This window comes from Pelosinus propionicus DSM 13327 (assembly GCF_900114615.1).
Taxonomy (GTDB): domain Bacteria; phylum Bacillota; class Negativicutes; order DSM-13327; family DSM-13327; genus Pelosinus; species Pelosinus propionicus.
In genome coordinates this window covers 52,093-70,864 of the sequence record NZ_FOTS01000027.1, presented here as the reverse complement: position 1 = coordinate 70,864, position 18,772 = coordinate 52,093, and the positions used below count along the sequence as shown (strand labels likewise).

At 41.2% G+C, this 18,772-nt stretch carries 35 protein-coding genes; all 35 read left to right on the top strand.

What is annotated here, in order from left to right; all coding sequences use genetic code 11:
- A partial coding sequence (gene tuf / locus BMZ99_RS15040) for an elongation factor Tu (protein WP_139214778.1) occupies nt 1-1,107 on the top strand: 1,107 nt, incomplete at its 5' end.
- Between the two features lie 156 nt (nt 1,108-1,263).
- Nucleotides 1,264-1,575, top strand: coding sequence for a 30S ribosomal protein S10 (rpsJ, locus tag BMZ99_RS15035; protein WP_007937730.1), 312 nt, complete (start codon nt 1,264-1,266; stop codon nt 1,573-1,575).
- A gap of 14 nt (nt 1,576-1,589) precedes the next feature.
- On the top strand, nt 1,590-2,231 hold the full coding sequence (gene rplC, locus BMZ99_RS15030; protein ID WP_090938885.1) for a 50S ribosomal protein L3: 642 nt from the start codon (nt 1,590-1,592) through the stop codon (nt 2,229-2,231).
- 78 nt (nt 2,232-2,309) lie between these two features.
- Nucleotides 2,310-2,939 carry a 50S ribosomal protein L4 gene (gene rplD / locus BMZ99_RS15025; RefSeq protein ID WP_090938882.1) on the top strand — a complete coding sequence of 210 codons (630 nt, stop codon included), beginning with the start codon at nt 2,310-2,312 and terminating at the stop codon, nt 2,937-2,939.
- The gene (gene rplW / locus BMZ99_RS15020; protein ID WP_090938879.1) at nt 2,939-3,226 is read left to right on the top strand and encodes a 50S ribosomal protein L23; all 288 of its coding nucleotides are present in this window, start codon (nt 2,939-2,941) and stop codon (nt 3,224-3,226) included. The genes rplD and rplW overlap by 1 nt, the downstream gene beginning before the upstream one ends.
- A 30-nt stretch (nt 3,227-3,256) precedes the next feature.
- Nucleotides 3,257-4,084 (top strand): 50S ribosomal protein L2, encoded by an 828-nt coding sequence (gene rplB, locus BMZ99_RS15015; protein ID WP_090938877.1) that lies wholly within the window; start codon nt 3,257-3,259, stop codon nt 4,082-4,084.
- A gap of 44 nt (nt 4,085-4,128) precedes the next feature.
- Entirely contained in the window at nt 4,129-4,410 is a 282-nt protein-coding gene (gene rpsS, locus BMZ99_RS15010; RefSeq protein ID WP_007937725.1) for a 30S ribosomal protein S19, read from the top strand.
- 32 nt (nt 4,411-4,442) lie between these two features.
- A complete protein-coding gene (gene rplV / locus BMZ99_RS15005) occupies nt 4,443-4,775 on the top strand; it encodes a 50S ribosomal protein L22 (protein ID WP_007937723.1) in 333 nt (110 codons plus the stop codon).
- Between the two features lie 22 nt (nt 4,776-4,797).
- Nucleotides 4,798-5,466, top strand: a complete 669-nt coding sequence (rpsC, locus tag BMZ99_RS15000; protein WP_090938874.1) for a 30S ribosomal protein S3 — start codon at nt 4,798-4,800, stop codon at nt 5,464-5,466.
- Nucleotides 5,466-5,921, top strand: a complete 456-nt coding sequence (rplP, locus tag BMZ99_RS14995; protein ID WP_007937719.1) for a 50S ribosomal protein L16 — start codon at nt 5,466-5,468, stop codon at nt 5,919-5,921. The genes rpsC and rplP overlap by 1 nt, the downstream gene beginning before the upstream one ends.
- Nucleotides 5,911-6,108 (top strand): 50S ribosomal protein L29, encoded by a 198-nt coding sequence (rpmC, locus tag BMZ99_RS14990; protein ID WP_007937717.1) that lies wholly within the window; start codon nt 5,911-5,913, stop codon nt 6,106-6,108. The genes rplP and rpmC overlap by 11 nt, the downstream gene beginning before the upstream one ends.
- 71 nt (nt 6,109-6,179) lie before the next feature.
- Nucleotides 6,180-6,437, top strand: a complete 258-nt coding sequence (gene rpsQ / locus BMZ99_RS14985) for a 30S ribosomal protein S17 (protein ID WP_007937715.1) — start codon at nt 6,180-6,182, stop codon at nt 6,435-6,437.
- Between the two features lie 68 nt (nt 6,438-6,505).
- Entirely contained in the window at nt 6,506-6,874 is a 369-nt protein-coding gene (rplN, locus tag BMZ99_RS14980) for a 50S ribosomal protein L14 (RefSeq protein WP_007937713.1), read from the top strand.
- A 17-nt stretch (nt 6,875-6,891) separates the two neighbouring features.
- Nucleotides 6,892-7,224 (top strand): 50S ribosomal protein L24, encoded by a 333-nt coding sequence (rplX, locus tag BMZ99_RS14975; RefSeq protein WP_090938871.1) that lies wholly within the window; start codon nt 6,892-6,894, stop codon nt 7,222-7,224.
- Between the two features lie 25 nt (nt 7,225-7,249).
- On the top strand, nt 7,250-7,789 hold the full coding sequence (gene rplE, locus BMZ99_RS14970) for a 50S ribosomal protein L5 (RefSeq protein ID WP_007937705.1): 540 nt from the start codon (nt 7,250-7,252) through the stop codon (nt 7,787-7,789).
- A gap of 14 nt (nt 7,790-7,803) precedes the next feature.
- Nucleotides 7,804-7,989 carry a type Z 30S ribosomal protein S14 gene (locus BMZ99_RS14965; protein ID WP_007937703.1) on the top strand — a complete coding sequence of 62 codons (186 nt, stop codon included), beginning with the start codon at nt 7,804-7,806 and terminating at the stop codon, nt 7,987-7,989.
- 24 nt (nt 7,990-8,013) lie between these two features.
- Complete coding sequence (gene rpsH / locus BMZ99_RS14960) at nt 8,014-8,412, top strand: 30S ribosomal protein S8 (RefSeq protein ID WP_090938868.1); 399 nt, start codon at nt 8,014-8,016, stop codon at nt 8,410-8,412.
- A gap of 24 nt (nt 8,413-8,436) precedes the next feature.
- Nucleotides 8,437-8,988 carry a 50S ribosomal protein L6 gene (rplF, locus tag BMZ99_RS14955; RefSeq protein ID WP_090938865.1) on the top strand — a complete coding sequence of 184 codons (552 nt, stop codon included), beginning with the start codon at nt 8,437-8,439 and terminating at the stop codon, nt 8,986-8,988.
- A gap of 26 nt (nt 8,989-9,014) precedes the next feature.
- On the top strand, nt 9,015-9,377 hold the full coding sequence (rplR, locus tag BMZ99_RS14950) for a 50S ribosomal protein L18 (protein ID WP_090938862.1): 363 nt from the start codon (nt 9,015-9,017) through the stop codon (nt 9,375-9,377).
- 18 nt (nt 9,378-9,395) lie between these two features.
- A complete protein-coding gene (gene rpsE, locus BMZ99_RS14945) occupies nt 9,396-9,896 on the top strand; it encodes a 30S ribosomal protein S5 (protein WP_090938856.1) in 501 nt (166 codons plus the stop codon).
- Nucleotides 9,897-9,909: 13 nt separating this feature from the next.
- A complete protein-coding gene (rpmD, locus tag BMZ99_RS14940; protein ID WP_007937694.1) occupies nt 9,910-10,095 on the top strand; it encodes a 50S ribosomal protein L30 in 186 nt (61 codons plus the stop codon).
- Between the two features lie 19 nt (nt 10,096-10,114).
- The gene (gene rplO / locus BMZ99_RS14935) at nt 10,115-10,555 is read left to right on the top strand and encodes a 50S ribosomal protein L15 (RefSeq protein ID WP_090938853.1); all 441 of its coding nucleotides are present in this window, start codon (nt 10,115-10,117) and stop codon (nt 10,553-10,555) included.
- The gene (gene secY / locus BMZ99_RS14930) at nt 10,556-11,812 is read left to right on the top strand and encodes a preprotein translocase subunit SecY (RefSeq protein WP_090938850.1); all 1,257 of its coding nucleotides are present in this window, start codon (nt 10,556-10,558) and stop codon (nt 11,810-11,812) included.
- Between the two features lie 15 nt (nt 11,813-11,827).
- Nucleotides 11,828-12,475 carry an adenylate kinase gene (locus BMZ99_RS14925; protein WP_007961560.1) on the top strand — a complete coding sequence of 216 codons (648 nt, stop codon included), beginning with the start codon at nt 11,828-11,830 and terminating at the stop codon, nt 12,473-12,475.
- A 2-nt stretch (nt 12,476-12,477) separates the two neighbouring features.
- On the top strand, nt 12,478-13,224 hold the full coding sequence (map, locus tag BMZ99_RS14920; RefSeq protein WP_090938847.1) for a type I methionyl aminopeptidase: 747 nt from the start codon (nt 12,478-12,480) through the stop codon (nt 13,222-13,224).
- 12 nt (nt 13,225-13,236) lie between these two features.
- The gene (locus BMZ99_RS14915) at nt 13,237-13,521 is read left to right on the top strand and encodes a KOW domain-containing RNA-binding protein (RefSeq protein ID WP_090938844.1); all 285 of its coding nucleotides are present in this window, start codon (nt 13,237-13,239) and stop codon (nt 13,519-13,521) included.
- A gap of 24 nt (nt 13,522-13,545) precedes the next feature.
- Nucleotides 13,546-13,764 (top strand): translation initiation factor IF-1, encoded by a 219-nt coding sequence (infA, locus tag BMZ99_RS14910; protein WP_007937682.1) that lies wholly within the window; start codon nt 13,546-13,548, stop codon nt 13,762-13,764.
- 80 nt (nt 13,765-13,844) lie between these two features.
- Nucleotides 13,845-13,958, top strand: a complete 114-nt coding sequence (rpmJ, locus tag BMZ99_RS14905) for a 50S ribosomal protein L36 (protein ID WP_007937679.1) — start codon at nt 13,845-13,847, stop codon at nt 13,956-13,958.
- Nucleotides 13,959-13,972: 14 nt separating this feature from the next.
- The gene (gene rpsM / locus BMZ99_RS14900; RefSeq protein WP_007937673.1) at nt 13,973-14,344 is read left to right on the top strand and encodes a 30S ribosomal protein S13; all 372 of its coding nucleotides are present in this window, start codon (nt 13,973-13,975) and stop codon (nt 14,342-14,344) included.
- A 17-nt stretch (nt 14,345-14,361) separates the two neighbouring features.
- Nucleotides 14,362-14,754: a 30S ribosomal protein S11 gene (gene rpsK, locus BMZ99_RS14895; RefSeq protein WP_090938842.1), complete on the top strand. Its 393-nt coding sequence runs from the start codon at nt 14,362-14,364 to the stop codon at nt 14,752-14,754.
- Nucleotides 14,755-14,780: 26 nt separating this feature from the next.
- A complete protein-coding gene (gene rpsD / locus BMZ99_RS14890) occupies nt 14,781-15,416 on the top strand; it encodes a 30S ribosomal protein S4 (protein WP_090938841.1) in 636 nt (211 codons plus the stop codon).
- A gap of 89 nt (nt 15,417-15,505) precedes the next feature.
- Nucleotides 15,506-16,465 (top strand): DNA-directed RNA polymerase subunit alpha, encoded by a 960-nt coding sequence (locus tag BMZ99_RS14885; RefSeq protein WP_090938838.1) that lies wholly within the window; start codon nt 15,506-15,508, stop codon nt 16,463-16,465.
- Between the two features lie 12 nt (nt 16,466-16,477).
- Entirely contained in the window at nt 16,478-16,816 is a 339-nt protein-coding gene (gene rplQ, locus BMZ99_RS14880; RefSeq protein ID WP_090938835.1) for a 50S ribosomal protein L17, read from the top strand.
- A 274-nt stretch (nt 16,817-17,090) separates the two neighbouring features.
- Nucleotides 17,091-17,924 carry an energy-coupling factor transporter ATPase gene (locus BMZ99_RS14870; protein ID WP_090938832.1) on the top strand — a complete coding sequence of 278 codons (834 nt, stop codon included), beginning with the start codon at nt 17,091-17,093 and terminating at the stop codon, nt 17,922-17,924.
- Entirely contained in the window at nt 17,915-18,772 is an 858-nt protein-coding gene (locus BMZ99_RS14865; protein ID WP_090938829.1) for an energy-coupling factor transporter ATPase, read from the top strand. The genes BMZ99_RS14870 and BMZ99_RS14865 overlap by 10 nt, the downstream gene beginning before the upstream one ends.

Here is an 18,772-nt window from a genome sequence, read left to right as displayed (position 1 = left end):
ACCATGACACTTTCAAAACATGGTGGCGGAGAATTCATGGCATATGACATGATTGACAAAGCTCCAGAAGAAAGAGAGCGTGGTATTACAATCAATACAGCTCACGTAGAGTATGAAACAGACAAACGTCACTATGCTCACGTTGACTGCCCAGGCCATGCTGATTATGTAAAAAACATGATCACTGGTGCTGCACAAATGGATGGAGCGATTTTAGTAGTAAGTGCTGCTGATGGCCCTATGCCACAAACTCGTGAACACATTCTATTGTCTCGTCAAGTAGGCGTACCTTCCATGGTAGTGTTTTTGAACAAAGCTGACTTGGTTGATGATGATGAATTAATTGAATTGGTTGAAATGGAAGTTCGCGAACTTCTGTCCAGCTATGAATTCCCTGGTGATGACATTCCTGTAGTTTGTGGTTCCGCTGTACAAGCGCTTAACTGCGGTTGCGCAAGTCGCGAATGCAAATGGTGCGGAAAAATATTTGATCTGATGGATAAAGTAGATGAGTACATCCCAACTCCAGTACGTGCAACAGACAGACCTTTCTTGATGCCTGTTGAAGACGTATTCACCATTACTGGTCGTGGTACAGTTGCTACTGGCCGTGTAGAACGTGGCGAAATCAAAGTTGGTGACAACGTTGAAATCGTGGGTATGACAGAAAAACCTAGATCAGTAGTAGTAACTGGCGTAGAAATGTTCCGTAAACTTTTGGATTCTGCAGTAGCAGGGGACAATATTGGTGCACTTCTTCGTGGTGTTGAGCGTAAAGATATCGAGCGCGGTCAAGTATTGGCTAAACCAGGTTCTATTATCCAACACACAAAGTATAAAGCAGAAGTATATGTACTGTCCAAAGAAGAAGGCGGTCGTCATACTCCGTTCTTTACCAACTATCGTCCACAATTCTACTTCCGTACAACAGACGTTACTGGTGTAGTAAGTCTGCCAGAAGGTGTAGAAATGGTTATGCCTGGTGACAACATTCAAATGTCGATTGAGCTTATCACTCCAATTGCACTTGAAGAAGGTTTGCGTTTCGCGATTCGCGAAGGTGGCCGTACTGTTGGCGCTGGCGTAGTTACTGCGATTGAAGCGTAAGAAATTGATTGGGGCGGCTGACAGTAGTCGCCCCAATCAAAATGGTTTAGAACTTTTTACAAACAAGCGATGACGTGAAAGGTTGCCTGCAAGGTGCGGGGGGAATTTTCACGGAGAATGTCCGTTCTAGAAACTGGGCGATAAGGAGGAAATACAATGGCTAAACAACAAAAAATCAGAATTCGTCTTAAAGCATATGATCATAAAGCACTGGATCAAAGTGCGGTTAAAATAGTGGACACTGCAAAAAGAACAGGTGCAATGGTTTCCGGGCCAATTCCACTTCCTACGGAGAAAAATATTTTCACTGTCCTGCGTTCACCACATGTCAATAAAGATTCCCGGGAACAATTTGAAATGCGTACCCACAAACGTCTGATTGACATTCTTGAGCCGACTTCCAAGACCGTTGATGCGTTAATGCGTCTGGATCTTCCGGCTGGTGTCGACATTGAAATCAAGCTGTAGGAGGAGGTGTAATAATGGCTAAAGGAATTTTAGGTAAAAAACTTGGTATGACACAAATTTTTACGCAAGATGGTAAATTGGTTCCTGTTACTGTAATTGAAGCAGGAAACAGTGTTGTACTACAAAATAAAACAGTTGAAAATGATGGCTACAATGCGGTGCAATTGGGTTTTGGCATTGTTAAAGATAAAAACGTTACTAGCCCAATGAAAGGTCATTTTGCTAAAGCAGGTGTAAAACCTGTTAAAGTGATTAAAGAAATTCGATTATCTGAAGCATCTGAATATACTGTTGGCCAAGAAATTGGTGTAGATATATTCGCAGAAGGTGAAATCGTTGATGTTACTGGTACTGCGAAAGGTAAAGGTTTTGCTGGTGTTATCAAACGCCATAATTTTAGACGTGGACCGATGGCCCACGGTTCTAAATCCCATCGTGAGCCAGGTTCTATGGGACCTCGGATGAGCGGCGGCGGCGGTAAAGTGTTTAAAGGCAAAAAATTACCTGGCCGTATGGGTAATCAAAAAGTTACTGTACAGCGCTTGACGGTTGTAAGAGTTGATGCTGAACGGAATTTGATTTTAATAAAGGGCGGTATTCCTGGTCCTAAAGGAAGCTTTATGCTGATTAAGAATACAGTAAAGCCTAAAAAATAATCTCGTTGGTTCTAGGTTTGGTGTTAGTGTAACTTACTTCAAATCTTGAACCTCGACCACGAAAGGAGGATGTGCTATATGCCGAAAGTAGCAGTATATGATATCACTGGAGCAAAAACCGGTGAATTAGAATTAAATGATAGCGTTTTTGGTGTGGAAGTAAATGAAGCGGTACTACATCAAGCTGTAGTAATGCAGCTTGCTAGTCAACGCTTAGGAACAGCTTCAACGAAAACAAGAGGTCTAGTACGTGGTGGTGGTAGAAAACCTTGGAAACAAAAGGGCACAGGTCGTGCGCGCGCTGGTAGTACCCGTTCCCCAATTTGGGTAGGTGGTGGTACTACATTTGGTCCGCAACCACGTTCTTATGCGTTCAGAATGCCACGTAAACAACGTCGCTTAGCAATTAAATCTGCTTTAACTGCAAAACTTCAAGATGGAGAATTAGTAGTAGTAGATAGCATTGCATTTGAAGCACCAAAAACTAAAAACGTAGTTAATATGTTAAGTGGTTTTGATGCCGCCAACAAAAAGAGCTTAATTATTACTGGTGAAGTTGTAGAAAATGTTGAAAAGTCAGCTCGTAACATTCCTGGCGTTAAAGCAATTCCAGCTTCCAGCAGTTTAAATGTATATGATCTTTTGTATCATGATAAAGTGTTTGTGACAAAAGAAGCAATCACCCGTATTGAGGAGGTGCTGGCCTAATGCAAAATTTGCGCGATGTACTGATTCGTCCGCTTGTTACGGAGAAAACTGCTGCTATGATGGAAGAGAATAAATATACTTTCGTTGTACCTTTGAAGGTTAACAAAGTAGAAATTCGCCAAGCTGTAGAGCAAATTTTTAAAGTAAAAGTACTAGCTGTGCACACCGTCCGTGTTATGGGGAAAACCAAACGTATGGGTAGGACAGAAGGTAAGCGTCCGGATTACAAAAAAGCAATTGTAAAACTGGCTCCTGGTCAGAATATAGAGTTCTTTGAAGGCGTGTAGCCTGAAATTTATTGAAAAGGAGGGGCAATAATGGCAGTAAAAAGCTTTAAACCTTATACACCAAGTCGAAGATTTATGACTGGGTCTAATTTTGAAGAAATTACTACGAATAAACCAGAACGCTCACTAGTTGAGACTCTTCAACAACGTGCTGGTCGTAACAACCAAGGTCGCATGACTGTTAGACATCAAGGCGGCGGTCATAAACGTCAATATAGAATCATTGACTTCAAACGTAATAAAGACGGAATCATAGCAAAAGTAGCTACAATTGAGTATGATCCTAATCGTTCAGCTCGTATTGCATTACTTCACTATGCAGACGGAGAAAAACGTTATATTTTAGCTCCTAATGGTCTAAAAGTTGATGATAAAGTTATGAGTGGTCCTGAGGCAGATATTAAAGTAGGTAATGCGTTGCCAATCAAAAATATCCCTGTAGGTACTCAACTTCATAACATCGAACTTAAAATCGGCAAAGGCGGACAAATGGTTCGTTCTGCTGGTGCATCTGCACAACTTATGGCAAAAGAAGGCGAGCATGCGCTTTTGAGATTGCCTTCTGGAGAACAACGCAAAGTGCATATTAATTGTAAAGCTACTATTGGTCAAGTGGGTAACTTGGAACATGAAAACATTACAATTGGTAAAGCTGGCCGTTCTCGTTGGCTTGGTATTCGTCCTGCTAACCGTGGTGTTGCGATGAATCCTATCGATCATCCACATGGTGGTGGTGAAGGTCATTCACCTGTAGGTCGTAAACATCCTGTTACACCTTGGGGCAAACATGCTTATGGTGTTAAGACTCGTCGTAATAAAACATCTAACAAGATGATTGTAAAAAGACGTACGAAGTAGGTAAAGCCTAAGGGCTAACTGGATAGAGAAGGGAGGCTAATCAAGTGTCCAGATCAATTAAAAAGGGACCTTATGTTCATCCAAGCGTGATGAAAAAAATTGACGCAATGAACGCAGCTGGCGACAAAAAGGTTATTAAGACCTGGTCGCGTAGTTCTACCATTCTTCCTAATTTCGTTGGACATACTGTTGCGGTACATGATGGACGTAAACACGTACCTGTCTACATTACAGAAGATATGGTAGGTCACAAACTAGGTGAGTTTGCACCTACTCGGACATATAAAGGTCATTCTGGTTCAGAAAGATCTACATCATTACGGTAATTTCGTGAAAGTTACTGGAAGGGGGTTAGTGTATGGAAGCTAAAGCAATTGCTAGACACATTCGCATTGCGCCACGTAAAATTCGTGTTGTTATCGACTTAATTCGTGGTAAAAACGTTGGTGAAGCATATGCAATTTTGAAAAATACGCCTAAAGTTGGATCCGAAGTACTGTTAAAAGTACTCCAATCGGCGATTGCAAACGCAGAACACAATAATGATTTAAATTCAGATAAACTCTATGTTTCCGCAGCTTATGTTGACCAAGGACCTACCTTGAAACGTATTCATCCGCGGTCACGTGGGCAAGCTTTTAAAATTTTAAAACGCAGCAGTCATGTGACAGTTGTTGTAAACGAAAGATAACGAGTGAAGGAGGGAAAACAAAGTGGGTCAGAAAATTCATCCTCATGGTTTACGCCTTGGAATTATTAAGACTTGGGATGCTAAGTGGTACGCTGGTAAAGACTTTGCAAATAATTTACACGAAGATTTAAAAATTCGTAAATTTATCAAAGCAAAGGCTTTCACTGCAGGGGTATCCAAAGTTGTGATTGAAAGAGCGGCTAACCGTGTTAAAGTTGTAATTCATACAGCAAAACCTGGTATGATTATTGGTCGTGGTGGCGCTGGTATTGAAGAATTGAAAAAGAATTTAAAAACGCTTACTGGTAAGCAAGTTGATATAAACATTGCTGAAGTTAGACAGCCTGATGTTGATGCTCAATTGGTTGCTGAAAATATTGCGGCTCAATTGGAAAGACGTATTGCTTTCCGCCGTGCTATGAAGCAGTCCATTCAACGCACTATGCGTATGGGCGCAAAAGGTATTAAAGTAATGTGTGGCGGTCGTTTAGGCGGCGCTGAGATTGCTAGAAGTGAAGCTGCCCGTGAAGGTAGTATTCCTCTTCACACTCTTAGAGCTGATATTGACTATGGTACAGCTGAAGCACATACTACTTACGGCTTAATCGGCGTAAAAGTATGGATCTATAAAGGTGAAATTTTGCCAGAAGCTAAAAAAGCCGCTGCCGCTGTTGAAGGGAGCGAAAAATAATGCTACTGCCAAAAAGAGTGAAACATCGTAAACAATTCCGTGGTCGTATGAAAGGTAAAGCAACTAGAGGCAATACCGTAAGTCATGGCGAGTTCGGATTGGCAGCGTTAGAACCCGCTTGGATTACTAACCGTCAAATCGAAGCAGCTCGTATTGCGATGACTCGTTACATTAAACGTGGTGGTAAAGTCTGGATTAAAATATTCCCAGATAAACCAATTACTGCGAAACCTGCTGAAACTCGTATGGGTAGCGGTAAAGGTTCAACCGAATACTGGGTAGCAGTAGTAAAACCAGGTCGTGTAATGTTTGAAATGGATGGCGTTAGCGAAGAAGTAGCTAAAGAAGCTATGCGCTTGGCTGCTCATAAACTTCCTATCAAAACAAAGTTTGTGAAACGGGAAGCTGTTGCTGAACCGCAAGAAGAAGTAGGTGGTGAAGTACATGAAGGTTAAAGACTTCCGTGAAATGAACGCAACTGAACTTAACCAAAAAATAGCTGTACTCAAAGAAGAGTTATTTAACCTTAGATTCCAACTAGCTACTGGTCAGTTGGAAAATCCTATGCGGATTAAAGAAGTTAAAAAAAGTATTGCTAGAGTTAAGACCATTCAACGTGAGCAAGAAATTAAGCAAGCGTAGCGTTCTGATAAACGTTCTTAAAGTAATAGTGCCGTTAAGTGTAAGTTAGAACGGAAGGAGGCTAATTGGACGTGAGTGAAAGAAATGATCGTAAAGTTAAATTTGGTAAAGTAATTAGTGATAAAATGGATAAAACCATTGTTGTAGCAATAGAGCGTTTAGTGCAACATCCTCTTTACAAGAAATCCATTAAAAAGACTGTGAAATTTAAAGCCCATGATGAAAACAATGAAAGCCATATTGGCGATATTGTCGAAGTTATGGAAACTCGTCCGCTGTCTAAGGATAAGCGCTGGAGAGTTACAAAAATTATTGAAAGAGCTAAATAAGTGAGGTTTGGAGTTCGCAGTTCGTAAATTTGAACCTCGACCTCTAACCTTCAAAAGGAGGGAACAGGATGATTCAACAACAAACGATTCTTAATGTTGGCGATAACAGCGGTGCAAAGCAAATCATGTGCATTAGAGCATTGGGCGGTTCTTACCGTAGATATGCAAACATTGGTGATGTTATCGTTGCGGCAGTAAAATCTGCTTCTCCTGGCGGTATGGTTAAAAAAGGTGACGTAGTGAAAGCCGTAGTAGTTCGTTCGAAAAAAGGCTTACGTCGCCCTGATGGATCTTATATCCGCTTCGATGAGAATGCCGCAGTTATAATTAAGGAAGATAAAAGCCCTAGAGGAACTCGTATATTTGGGCCAGTAGCGAGAGAATTGCGTGAGAAAGACTTTATGAAGATTATCTCGCTGGCGCCGGAAGTAATCTAAGTTAGGAGGTATCCGGGATGTCAGAAGCGAAAAAACTACACGTCAAAAAAGGCGATAAGATCGTAGTTTTGTCTGGTAAAGATAAAGGGAAAACCGGCAAAATCATTCAAGCATTACCTAAAAAGAGCAAAGTTGTAGTTGAAGGATTAAACACAGTAAAACGTCATACTAAGCCTTCACAGAACTTGCCTCAAGGTGGTATTATTGTAAAAGAAGCTCCGCTACATTCAGCAAAAGTAATGCTGGTGTGTCCAGCTTGCGATCAGCCAACCCGTATTAAGAAAACGTCACTTGCAAGCGGAGCGTCAGCTCGTACTTGTAAAAAATGTGGCGAAATAATCGATAAATAATCACGCAGAAAGGAGGTAACGACACTTGTCCAGAATGAAAGAAAAATATAGTGATGAAGTAGCTAAAGGCTTAATGGAAAAATTTGGCTATAAAAACATTATGGAAATCCCTAAAATTGAAAAAGTGGTTCTAAATATGGGCGTAGGGGAAGCAGTAAGCAATCCTAAAGTCCTAGATGTTGCCATTAACGATATGACGATTATTGCCGGTCAAAAGCCAGTAGTAACCCGTGCAAAAAAATCAATTGCAGCATTTAAAATCCGTGAAGGTATGCCAATTGGCGCTAAAGTTACCCTGCGTGGACAACGTATGTATGAGTTTTTAGATAAATTACTAAACATTGCATTACCACGTGTTCGCGATTTCCGCGGTGTTAGCCCAAAATCCTTTGATGGTCGTGGCAACTATACCATGGGTATTAAAGAACAATTGATTTTCCCTGAAATTGAGTATGAAAAGGTTGATAAAGTTCGTGGGATGGATATTATTATCGTAACCACAGCTAAAACGGATGAAGAGGCACGCGAACTGTTAAAGCTAATGGGCATGCCGTTCAGTGCGTAAAAGGAGGGACACTCGTGGCCAAGAAAGCGTTAATTGAAAAATGGAAACTTGAACCTAAATTTAGCGTACGTAAGTACAATAGATGTAAAGTTTGCGGTCGTCCACATGGTTATTTACGTAAATTTGAAATGTGCCGTATTTGTTTTAGGGAATTGAGCTATAAAGGTGTCATTCCTGGGATAACTAAGGCTAGCTGGTAGATTACAGGAAGGAGGTAATGTTAAATGGTAATGACCGATCCAATTGCAGATATGCTTACTCGTATTCGTAATGCAAACTCGGTTTATCATGATAAAGTAGAAATTCCTGCCTCAAAAATTAAGCAAGCAATTGCGCAGCTTTTGAAATCAGAGGGATTTATTAAGGATTTCGAAATTGTTAAAGATGATAAGCAAGGTGTATTAAGAGCAAGTTTAAAATATGGACCTAATCGTGAAAAGGTAATTACTGGCATTAAACGTATTTCTAAACCAGGATTACGTGTTTATGCAAGAAAAGATCAAATGCCCCGCGTGTTGGGCGGCCTTGGGGTTGCAATTATTTCAACTTCCAAAGGAATAATGACTGATAAGCAAGCTCGTCGCGAAGGACTTGGCGGCGAAGTATTAGCTTTCGTCTGGTAATTTTGTAGTTAAGGAGGTGCACATATGTCAAGAATCGGTAGAATGCCGATTGCTATCCCTGCTGGCGTAACTGTTACGATTGGCGATAGCAATCAGGTATCTGTAAAGGGCCCTAAAGGCGAATTGACTCGTGCCATTCATAAAGATATGATATTGGAACTTGAAGACAATACCCTTGTTGTAAAAAGGCCTTCAGATGAAAAAGAGCATAGATCATTACATGGCTTAACCCGTACTTTGCTGTCAAATATGGTGGTTGGTGTTACCCAAGGTTTCACTAAAACTCTTGAAATTGTCGGCGTTGGTTACAGAGCAGCGAAAGCTGGTAAAAATGTAGCTTTAACATTAGGTTTTTCTCATCCATTAGAAGTTGCGGCTCCTGAAGGAATGACCCTTGATGTTCCAGCTCCCAATAAAATTGTTGTTTCTGGCATCAACAAAGAAGAAGTTGGCGCATTAGCAGCTAAAATCCGTAAATATAGAGAACCTGAACCATACAAAGGCAAAGGTGTTCGTTATGAGGGTGAAGTTGTTCGCCGTAAAGTAGGTAAAGCAGGCGGTAAAGGTAAGAAGTAAGATTTTAAGTGAAAGGAGTGACCACTTTGCTTCGTAAAGGGATTAAAAATAAAGCTAGGCAAAAACGTCATTTACGTGTACGTAAGCTTGTTTCAGGTACTGCAGCAAGACCACGTTTGAACGTATTTCGTAGCCTAAGTCATATGTATGCTCAAATCATTGATGATGTTACTGGTACTACTTTAGTCGCAGCTAGCACTATGGATAAAGATCTTGGCGTAACGTATGGCGGTAATATAGAAGCAGCTAAGGCTGTAGGTGCAGCAGTTGCATCACGTGCTTTGGCAAAAGGAATTAACAAAGTGGTATTTGACCGTGGTGGTTACATTTATCATGGTAGAGTAGCAGCTTTGGCCCAGGCAGCGCGTGAAGCAGGGCTGGAATTTTAAGCAAAAGGAGGTAAATGAATGTCCAGAATTGATTATACAGCTCTCGATTTGAAAGAGAAAGTTGTATTCATAAATAGGGTTGCTAAAGTAGTAAAAGGCGGTCGCCGTTTTTCCTTTAGTGCGCTAGTTGTTGTTGGTGACGAAAATGGTCACGTTGGTGCTGGTTTAGGTAAAGCTGGCGAAGTACCGGAAGCAATCAGAAAAGGTGTGGAAGATGCTAAAAAGAACTTAATTAATGTTCCTTTGGTAGGCACTACGATTCCACATCAAATTCTCGGCGTATTTGGTGCCGGTAAAGTATTTATGAAACCTGCATCAGAAGGTACTGGTGTTATTGCTGGTGGTCCAGCACGTGCGGTACTTGAACTTGCCGGGATTCATGATATCTTAACGAAATCCCTTGGTTCTTCTAATGCTAATAACATGGTACGTGCTACTTTAACAGGTTTGAAGCAATTGAAACGTGCTGAAGAAGTAGCCGCACTTCGCGGTAAAACCGTTCAGGAACTTTTGGGTTAAGGAGGAATTTACAATGTCAAAACTCAAAATCACTCTTACCAGAAGCCTGATCGGCAGACCAGAAGATCAACGAGCTACTGTAAAGGCTCTGGGGCTTAAGAAAACAAATACTTTTGTAACGCAAGATGACACTCCAGTGATTCGCGGCATGGTTCGTAAAGTGGAGCATCTTGTAACAGTTGAAGAAATACAAGACTAATTGAGAGGAGGCGCTAATAATGAAATTACATGAATTAGCTCCTGCGCCTGGTTCAAAGAAAGTCCGCACTCGTGTAGGTCGCGGCTTGGGTTCAGGTCTTGGTAAAACCTCAGGTAAAGGACATAAAGGTCAAAATTCTCGTGCTGGCGGCGGTGTTCGCGCTGGTTTTGAGGGTGGCCAAATGCCTCTTTATCGTAGATTACCAAAACGTGGCTTTTACAATAAATTTGGAAAAGACTATGCAGAAGTAAACATTTCTGACTTGAATCGATTTGAAGATGGTGCAGTGGTTGACCCTGTAGCTTTAATCGAAAGTGGTATTTTGAAAAACGTTCGTGACGGCGTACGTATTTTGGGCAATGGCGAACTGACTAAATCACTTACAGTGATTGCTAATGGCTTTACCAAGTCAGCTGAAGAAAAAATTCAGGCAGCTGGCGGAAAAGTCGAGGTGGTCTAAGTGCTTTCTGCTCTGTCCAACATACTAAAGATCACTGAGCTTAGACAAAAGGTAGTTTTTACCCTAGCCATGTTTTTAGTATTCAGAGCTGGTACGCATATTCCAGTTCCTGGAGTCGATGTTTCTGTTATTGAACAAATGTTTACCAGCGGTAACTTATTTGGCTTGTTAGATTTGTTTTCTGGTGGAGCATTGAGTAAGTTTTCCATCTTTGCAATGAGTATCACACCCTATATTAATGCTTCGATTATTATGCAGCTGATTACTATTGTGGTTCCAACTTTTGAGCAATGGTCTAAAGAAGGCGAAGAAGGTCGTAAAAAGTTAACACAAATTACTCGTTACGGCACCGTTCTTCTCGGATTTATTCAAGCAATTGGTATGGCAATTGGACTAAAAGCCGCAATTATTAATCCAGGCGTTGCTTCTACGTTATTGATTGCATTGACACTTACGGCAGGAACTACTTTCCTAATGTGGCTTGGAGAGCAAATTACTGAGAAAGGTATTGGTAATGGCATTTCGCTGATTATCTTTGCCGGGATTGTATCCAGATTGCCTGATGGTTTGTATATGTTATATCAATATCTGACCGCAGGTACCATTAATATTTTCAATGTATTGTTATTCGCAATTATTGCCTTGGCCATGATTGTTTTGGTAATTGCCATAACACAAGGTCAAAGAAGAATTCCGGTGCAATATGCTAAACGAGTAGTTGGTCGTAAAACTTATGGTGGTCATTCTACTCACATCCCGCTGAAAGTTAATCAAGCGGGAGTTATACCAATAATCTTTGCGTCATCCGTGCTGATGTTTCCAGTAACTATTGCCCAGTTTGTTGATATTTCCTGGGTAAAAACTGTGGCAGGATGGTTTGCGTGGGGGACACCGCTACAAACATTCTTGTATGCGCTGCTCATTATTTTCTTCACGTATTTCTATACTGCGGTTACTTTGAACATATCGGATATGGCAGAGAACATGAAAAAATACGGTGGTTTTATTCCAGGACTGCGCCCGGGTAAACCGACTGCTGATTATTTGGATCGAGTTATGACCAGAATCACCCTTGCAGGTTCCATTTTTCTTGCAGGTATTGCCATACTGCCGAACTTTATTGCAGCTGTGACAAATATTCCAGGGTTAAATTTTGGCGGTACCGCCCTCTTAATTGTGGTAGGCGTGGCACTTGACACTATGAAGCAAATAGAGGCGATCGTTTTAATGCGCCACTATCAAGGCTTTATGAAGTAGGGAGGTCGCTTCGCAATGTATATCCTGTTAATGGGACCGCCTGGAGCTGGTAAAGGTACTCAGGCGGCGGAATTAGTTGCAGAATTTCAGATTCCCCATATTTCTACTGGCGATATGTTTCGTGCAGCAGTAAAAGAAGGAACTGAACTTGGCAAGCAGGCGAAAGCTTGCATGGATGCCGGGCAACTAGTACCTGATAGTGTAACTATTGGGATAGTGAAAGAAAGATTGGCTAAACCTGATTGTCATAAAGGTTTTATTCTCGATGGATTCCCTAGGACGATTGAACAAGCAGATGCTTTAGATAGTACTTTAGTGGAATTGGGAATAAAGTTAAATCGCGTTATTAATATTAATGTTCCGGTAGAAGATTTAATTAGTCGCATGACGGGGCGTCGTATCTGCAAAGGTTGTGGCGCTACCTTCCATGTACTCTTCAATCCTTCCACAAAGGACGGTAAATGTGATAAATGCGATGGTGAAATTTATCAGCGTGCTGATGATACGGAAGAAACGGTTACGAAACGCTTATCAGTGTATAGTAGCCAGACAAAGCCTTTAATTGAATTCTATCAAGACAAAGGTCTTTATAGTGAAATTGATGGGCGTCAACCGATTGATAAAGTATTTGCTGATATTGTTCACAGTCTGAGGGGCGAGTAGGTATGATCATCCTTAAATCAGAGCGAGAAATTAATTACTTGCGTGATGCAGGTAAAATAGTGGCCGAAACGTTGGTTGAGGTTAAAAAAGCCGCTAAACCCGGAGTCACTACGCTAGATCTGGACAGAATAGCCGAAGAATATATTAAAGGTCGTGGTGCGGTTCCTGCCTTTAAAGGATACCATGGCTTTACAGGAAATATTTGTTCTTCAATAAATGAAGAAGTCGTACATGGCATTCCAGGATTAAGAAAGTTAAAATCTGGAGATAATGTTAGTATTGATATTGGAGCGGTAATAAATGGATACAATGGAGATGCCGCGATTACAGTAGGTGTTGGTGAAATTGATGCCGAAGTACAAAAACTTTTGGATGTTACTGAAGAGTCTTTGTATAAAGGGATTGAGCAAGCTATCATCGGTAATCGTCTCAGTGACATTTCTCATGCCGTCCAGGTTCACGCAGAACAGCATGGTTTTGGTGTAGTGCGTGATTATGTTGGGCATGGAATTGGCCGGAGTATGCATGAAGATCCACAGGTTCCCAATTATGGCGATCCTGGCCGTGGGCCACGATTAAAAGCTGGTATGACGTTGGCTATTGAGCCAATGGTCAATCTGGGCACGTATGAAGTAAAGACACTTGACGATGGTTGGACGGTTGTAACTCTTGACGGCAAGCGCTCAGCGCACTTTGAACATTCGATTGCCATCACTGACGGTAAGCCGGAGATTCTAACTAAGTTATAGGAGGCAGCTCTGGTGTCAGTCGTGAATATATCAATGGGTCAACTTGTTACTAGTATTGCCGGAAGAGATGAGATGCAAATCTATCTTGTGGTTGGGGTCCAAAATAATAAAAATCTCTTGCTGGTCAACGGCAGAGATCGAAAAATAATGAATCCTAAGCGTAAAAATATCCGGCATGTTAATGTTCTTAATTCTATTGCCAAAAGTGTGGCGGATAAGATTCAAACTGGCACAAAAGTTACGGATGAAGAAGTTCGCCATGCCATTCAGGTTTTATACAAGCCAGAGAATCTGTGATAAGCGGACTAGGAGGGATATCTCGTGTCCAAGCAAGATGTAATTGAGGTTGAAGGTACGGTTGTCGAAGCCTTGCCTAATGCTATGTTCCAGGTTAAACTGGAAAATGAGCATGTCGTATTGGCGCATGTCTCAGGTAAAATCCGCATGAACTTTATCCGGATTTTACCTGGGGATAGAGTAACTGTAGAGCTTACGCCTTATGACTTAAAGCGTGGCCGTATTACCTACCGTTTCAAATAGCGGATTCGTAAGGTAAGATGCTTTCGGTAGCACAATCGAAGAGCGCGAGTTCGTGAATATATGAAAAGGAGGACTGGCAAATGAAAGTGAGACCGTCGGTCAAACCCATTTGTGAAAAATGCAAGGTAATTAAACGTAATGGACATGTAATGGTGATTTGTGAAAATCCTAAACATAAACAAAAGCAAGGATAGGAGGTGTACTATAGATGGCACGTATTGCCGGAATAGATTTACCGCGTGATAAAAGAATCGAGATCTCTTTAACATACATTTTTGGTATTGGTCTTACAACTTCCAAGGAAATCTTGGCAGCAACTGGGATTAATCCTGATACACGTACACGCGATTTAACAGAAGAAGAAGTTGTGAAATTGCGTGAAGCAATTGATAAAAACCATAGAGTAGAAGGCGACTTACGCCGTGAACAAGCACTCAATATTAAACGTCTAATTGAAATTGGATGTTACCGTGGTAAACGTCACCGTATGGGTCTTCCTGTACGTGGTCAACGTACTAAGACGAATGCCCGCACCCGTAAAGGTCCAAAGCGGACTGTTGGAGCGAAAAAGAAAAAGTAGTAGAGGAGGGATAAAGATTGGTTGCTAAGAAAGTTATTAGACCAAAAAGAAAAGAACGTAAGAATATTGAGCATGGTCAAGCACATATTCGTTCTACTTTTAATAATACGATTGTGACTATTTCCGATACAAAGGGTAATGTTTTGTCTTGGGCTAGTGCGGGTGGACTTGGATTTAGAGGTTCCCGTAAAAGTACTCCATTTGCTGCGCAAATGGCAGCAGAAACAGCTGCTAAAGCTGCAATGGAGCATGGATTAAAACAAGTTGAAGTTTTTGTAAAAGGACCTGGCTCAGGTCGGGAAGCAGCCATTAGATCACTACAGGCATCTGGATTAGAAGTAAGTTCTATCAAAGATTGCACGCCTGTACCTCATAATGGATGCCGTCCACCTAAGCGTAGAAGAGTATAAGAAGTTTCGGGAGGTGTTAAATATACATGGCTAGATATACAGGACCTGTTTGTAGACAATGCCGTCGTGAAGGCACAAAGTTATATCTTAAAGGCGAAAGATGCTACACGGATAAATGTTCAGTAGGTAAACGTGCGTATGCACCTGGTCAACATGGCCAAGGCCAAACTCGCAAAAAAGTTTCCGAGTATGGTGTTCAACTACGAGAAAAACAAAAAGCACGTCGCGTTTATGGAATTTTGGAAACTCAATTCCGTTCCTATTTTGACAAAGCAGATCGTCAAAAAGGCATTACTGGTGAAAACTTGCTGGTATTGTTAGAAAGACGTCTGGATAATGTGGTATACCGTCTTGGTTTTGCGGCAAGCCGTACACAAGCTAGACAATTGGTTACCCACAGACATTTCACTGTTAATGGAAAAAGAGTAGACATTCCATCTTATTTAATTAAGCCTGGTGATGTTATTGCGGTTCATGAAACCAGTAAAGATTCACCATTAATTAAAGAAATTACAGAATCTCTTGCTCACAAAACAGTGGCACCTTGGTTGGAAAGACCAACTCAAGAGGTAATGAATGGTACAGTATTGCGTTACCCCACTCGTGAGGAAATTGATACACCAATTCAAGAGCATTTGATTGTCGAATTATACTCCAGATAATCAAAGTGATTTTGAAGATAATCCGCATTTTGCCCTCAACCGTGGGTATGGCGTAACTTAATCGTACGCAAAGAGGAGGGTTTTTCCAGATGATCGAAATCGAAAAACCGAAGATTGAAATTGTAGAACTAAGTGAAGACAATCGATATGGCAAGTTTGTATGTGAACCACTAGAACGTGGTTATGGTACTACTCTTGGTAACAGTTTACGCCGTATATTGCTGTCCTCCCTGCAGGGGGCCGCAATTACAGCGGTTAAAATCGAAGGTGTTCTTCATGAGTTTTCTACTATTCCAGGTGTTCGGGAAGACGTTACCGACATTATCCTGAATTTAAAAACATTGCGTCTAAAAATGCACAATGATGAACCAAAGACTTTGAGAATTGAACGATTGACTGAAGGGGAAGTCACGGCAGGAGATCTTCTTGTTGACCCTGATATTGAAGTTCTAAATCCCGAATTACATTTGGCGACAGTTGATGCTAGTGGATCGCTAAAAATGGAAATCACCGTAGAGCGTGGTCGGGGTTATGTTCCTGGAGACAAGAACAAAAAGCCTGATCATGTGATCGGTATAATTCCGATTGACTCCATTTTTTCACCCATTCAGAGAGTTAACTATCAGATCACTGATACTCGTGTCGGGAACGTTACTGATTACGATAAATTAACTCTGGAAGTATGGACGGATGGAAGTATTAGACCAGAAGAGGCTGTAAGTAAATCTGCTAGTATTATGGTTGCTCATTTGAAGCTATTTCAGAATCTTGCAGGTATAATCCCTGAAGAAGATAGTATTGATGGTACTTTTACTGAAGTTGTAGAAGAAGGAAATTCAAAAATCATGGATATGACAATTGAAGATCTGGATCTGTCAGTACGTTCTTATAACTGCTTGAAGCGGGCAGGAATTAATACAGTCGCGGACTTGGTACAAAAATCCGAAGATGATATGATGAAGGTTCGTAACCTTGGTCGTAAATCAATGGAAGAAGTGAAGAAAAAATTAATCGAGCTAGGCTTAGGGCTTAGTGAAGAGGAAGAATAGGGAGGGAAGAAAATGGGCTATAGAAAGTTAGGACGAGACTCTAGCGCACGTAAAGCGCTGTTTCGCAGCATCTTGACTTCCTTCTTTGCATACGAGCGTATTGAAACAACAGAAGCTAAAGCGAAAGAAATTAATGGTCTTGCTGAAAAGATGATTACTTTGGCTAAGCGCGGTGACTTACATGCTCGCCGTCAAGTGTTATCAAGCCTCATGGATGAAGAAGTAGTTACAAAATTGTTTGACGTGATTGCCCCTAAATATGCTGATCGTCAAGGCGGTTATACCCGTATTATGAAATTGGGACCGCGTCGTGGCGATGCTGCACCAATGGTAATATTGGAATTGGTCTAACGTTTGCAATTGGGCCAGGTGACAAAGGCATATACTTGGCCTCGTCGCCTGGTTATTGTGGTTTATAGAGAAGGCGGCCTTTTAAGGCCGTCTTTATTTCTATATGATTGAAATGAGTTATAAAAAAATTGAACCACAAAGGCACGATACCGCTATTGCGGTACATAAAGGATACACGAAAAAGTGACAGGTAACCCCTAGTGTAAAAACTTTGTGCACTTTGCCTAGACGTGGTTCAATAAATGATTTTTTACATATAAAGGGGTAACGCGATATGGGAGAGTTAATAACAGTGAAAGATATGTGCCATACGTACCTTGCCCATGAGGGCGAAGAGGTAAAGGCACTTGATCATATAAATATAGCGATAGAAAAAGGCGAGTTTGTCGCTATTATTGGTACCAACGGATCAGGTAAATCCACATTAGCAAAGCATCTGAACGCACTATTGATCCCTTCAAGCGGTCACTGTTTTATCAATGGGATGGATACCAAGGACCAAGAGAATCTTTGGGAAATTAGGCAATCGGTTGGAATGGTATTTCAAAATCCAGACAATCAAATAGTTGCTACCTTAGTAGAGGAAGATGTTGCTTTTGGCCCGGAAAACTTAGGGGTGCCTCCAACAGAAATTAGAAGTCGAGTAGCGGAAGCATTGAAAGATGTAGGTATGGAAGAGTATCGGCAGCATAGTCCACACTTATTATCAGGTGGACAAAAGCAACGAGTGGCAATTGCTGGAGTATTAGCTATGCGCTCTAGCTGTTTGGTCTTAGACGAACCGACAGCGATGCTTGATCCTCAGGGGAGACAAGAAGTTCTATCGACAGTGCTCAGACTGCATCGTGAACAGAATATAACCGTAGTATATATTACGCATTTTATGGAAGAAGCCGTAGCCGCAGATCGTGTCATTGTTATGGGGCAAGGAAAAGTCGTTATGGAAGGCGTGCCAAAGACAATCTTTAGTCAAGTGAATCGTTTAAAAGAATTAGGCCTAGACGTGCCTGTAGCGGCGGAATTTGCATATCGGTTACGTCAGCTTGATATAAAAATACCAGAAGACATTATTACAGATTCAGAATTGGTGGTGGCGGTATGTCCATAAGATTACAAGATGTTACTTATACTTATATGTCAAAGACCCCATTTGAAAAGGCAGCAATCAAAAAGATCAATCTTGAGATAAAGCAAGGCGAATTTGTTGGGGTTATTGGACATACTGGTTCTGGTAAATCAACATTAGTGCAGCACTTAAATGGTCTATTAAAACCTTCGTCAGGTATGGTGCAGATAGATGGACAGAATATACATGAAAAGGGAGAAACTGCACGAAATGCCAAACGAAGTGTAGGTATGGTGTTTCAATATCCCGAACACCAACTATTTGAAGAAAGTGTATATGAAGACATTGCTTTTGGTCCTCGTAATCTAGGAGTGATGGAAGAGGAACTTGATCGTAGAGTAAAAAATGCTCTGAAATTTGTTGGTCTTGATTTTGATAAATTTGCAAAACGTACGCCGTTTCAACTAAGTGGAGGGCAAATGAGGCGGGTTGCCATTGCGGGTGTGATTGCTTTAGATCCAAAATATTTAGTTTTAGATGAGCCCTCGGCAGGACTTGACCCACGTGGACGGGATGAAATCTTTGGGCAAATCATGAATTTACATCAGGCTACAGGGATTACCGTAGTCCTAGTTTCACATAACATGGAAGATGTTGCACGTATGGCGAATCGCTTGATTGTTATGAATAAAGGCGAAATTTTCTTAGATGGAAAACCAAAAGAGATTTTCTCTCATCATCAAGACCAGTTAAAAGAAGCAGGTGTGGATGTACCTCCCCTTACTTTATTAATGAATCAATTTAAACAACGGGGCTTAGACATTGATAGCTCATTAACTGATATTGCTGCTGCTGCTCAAAATGTATATAAAGCCGTAAGGAGGGGTTAA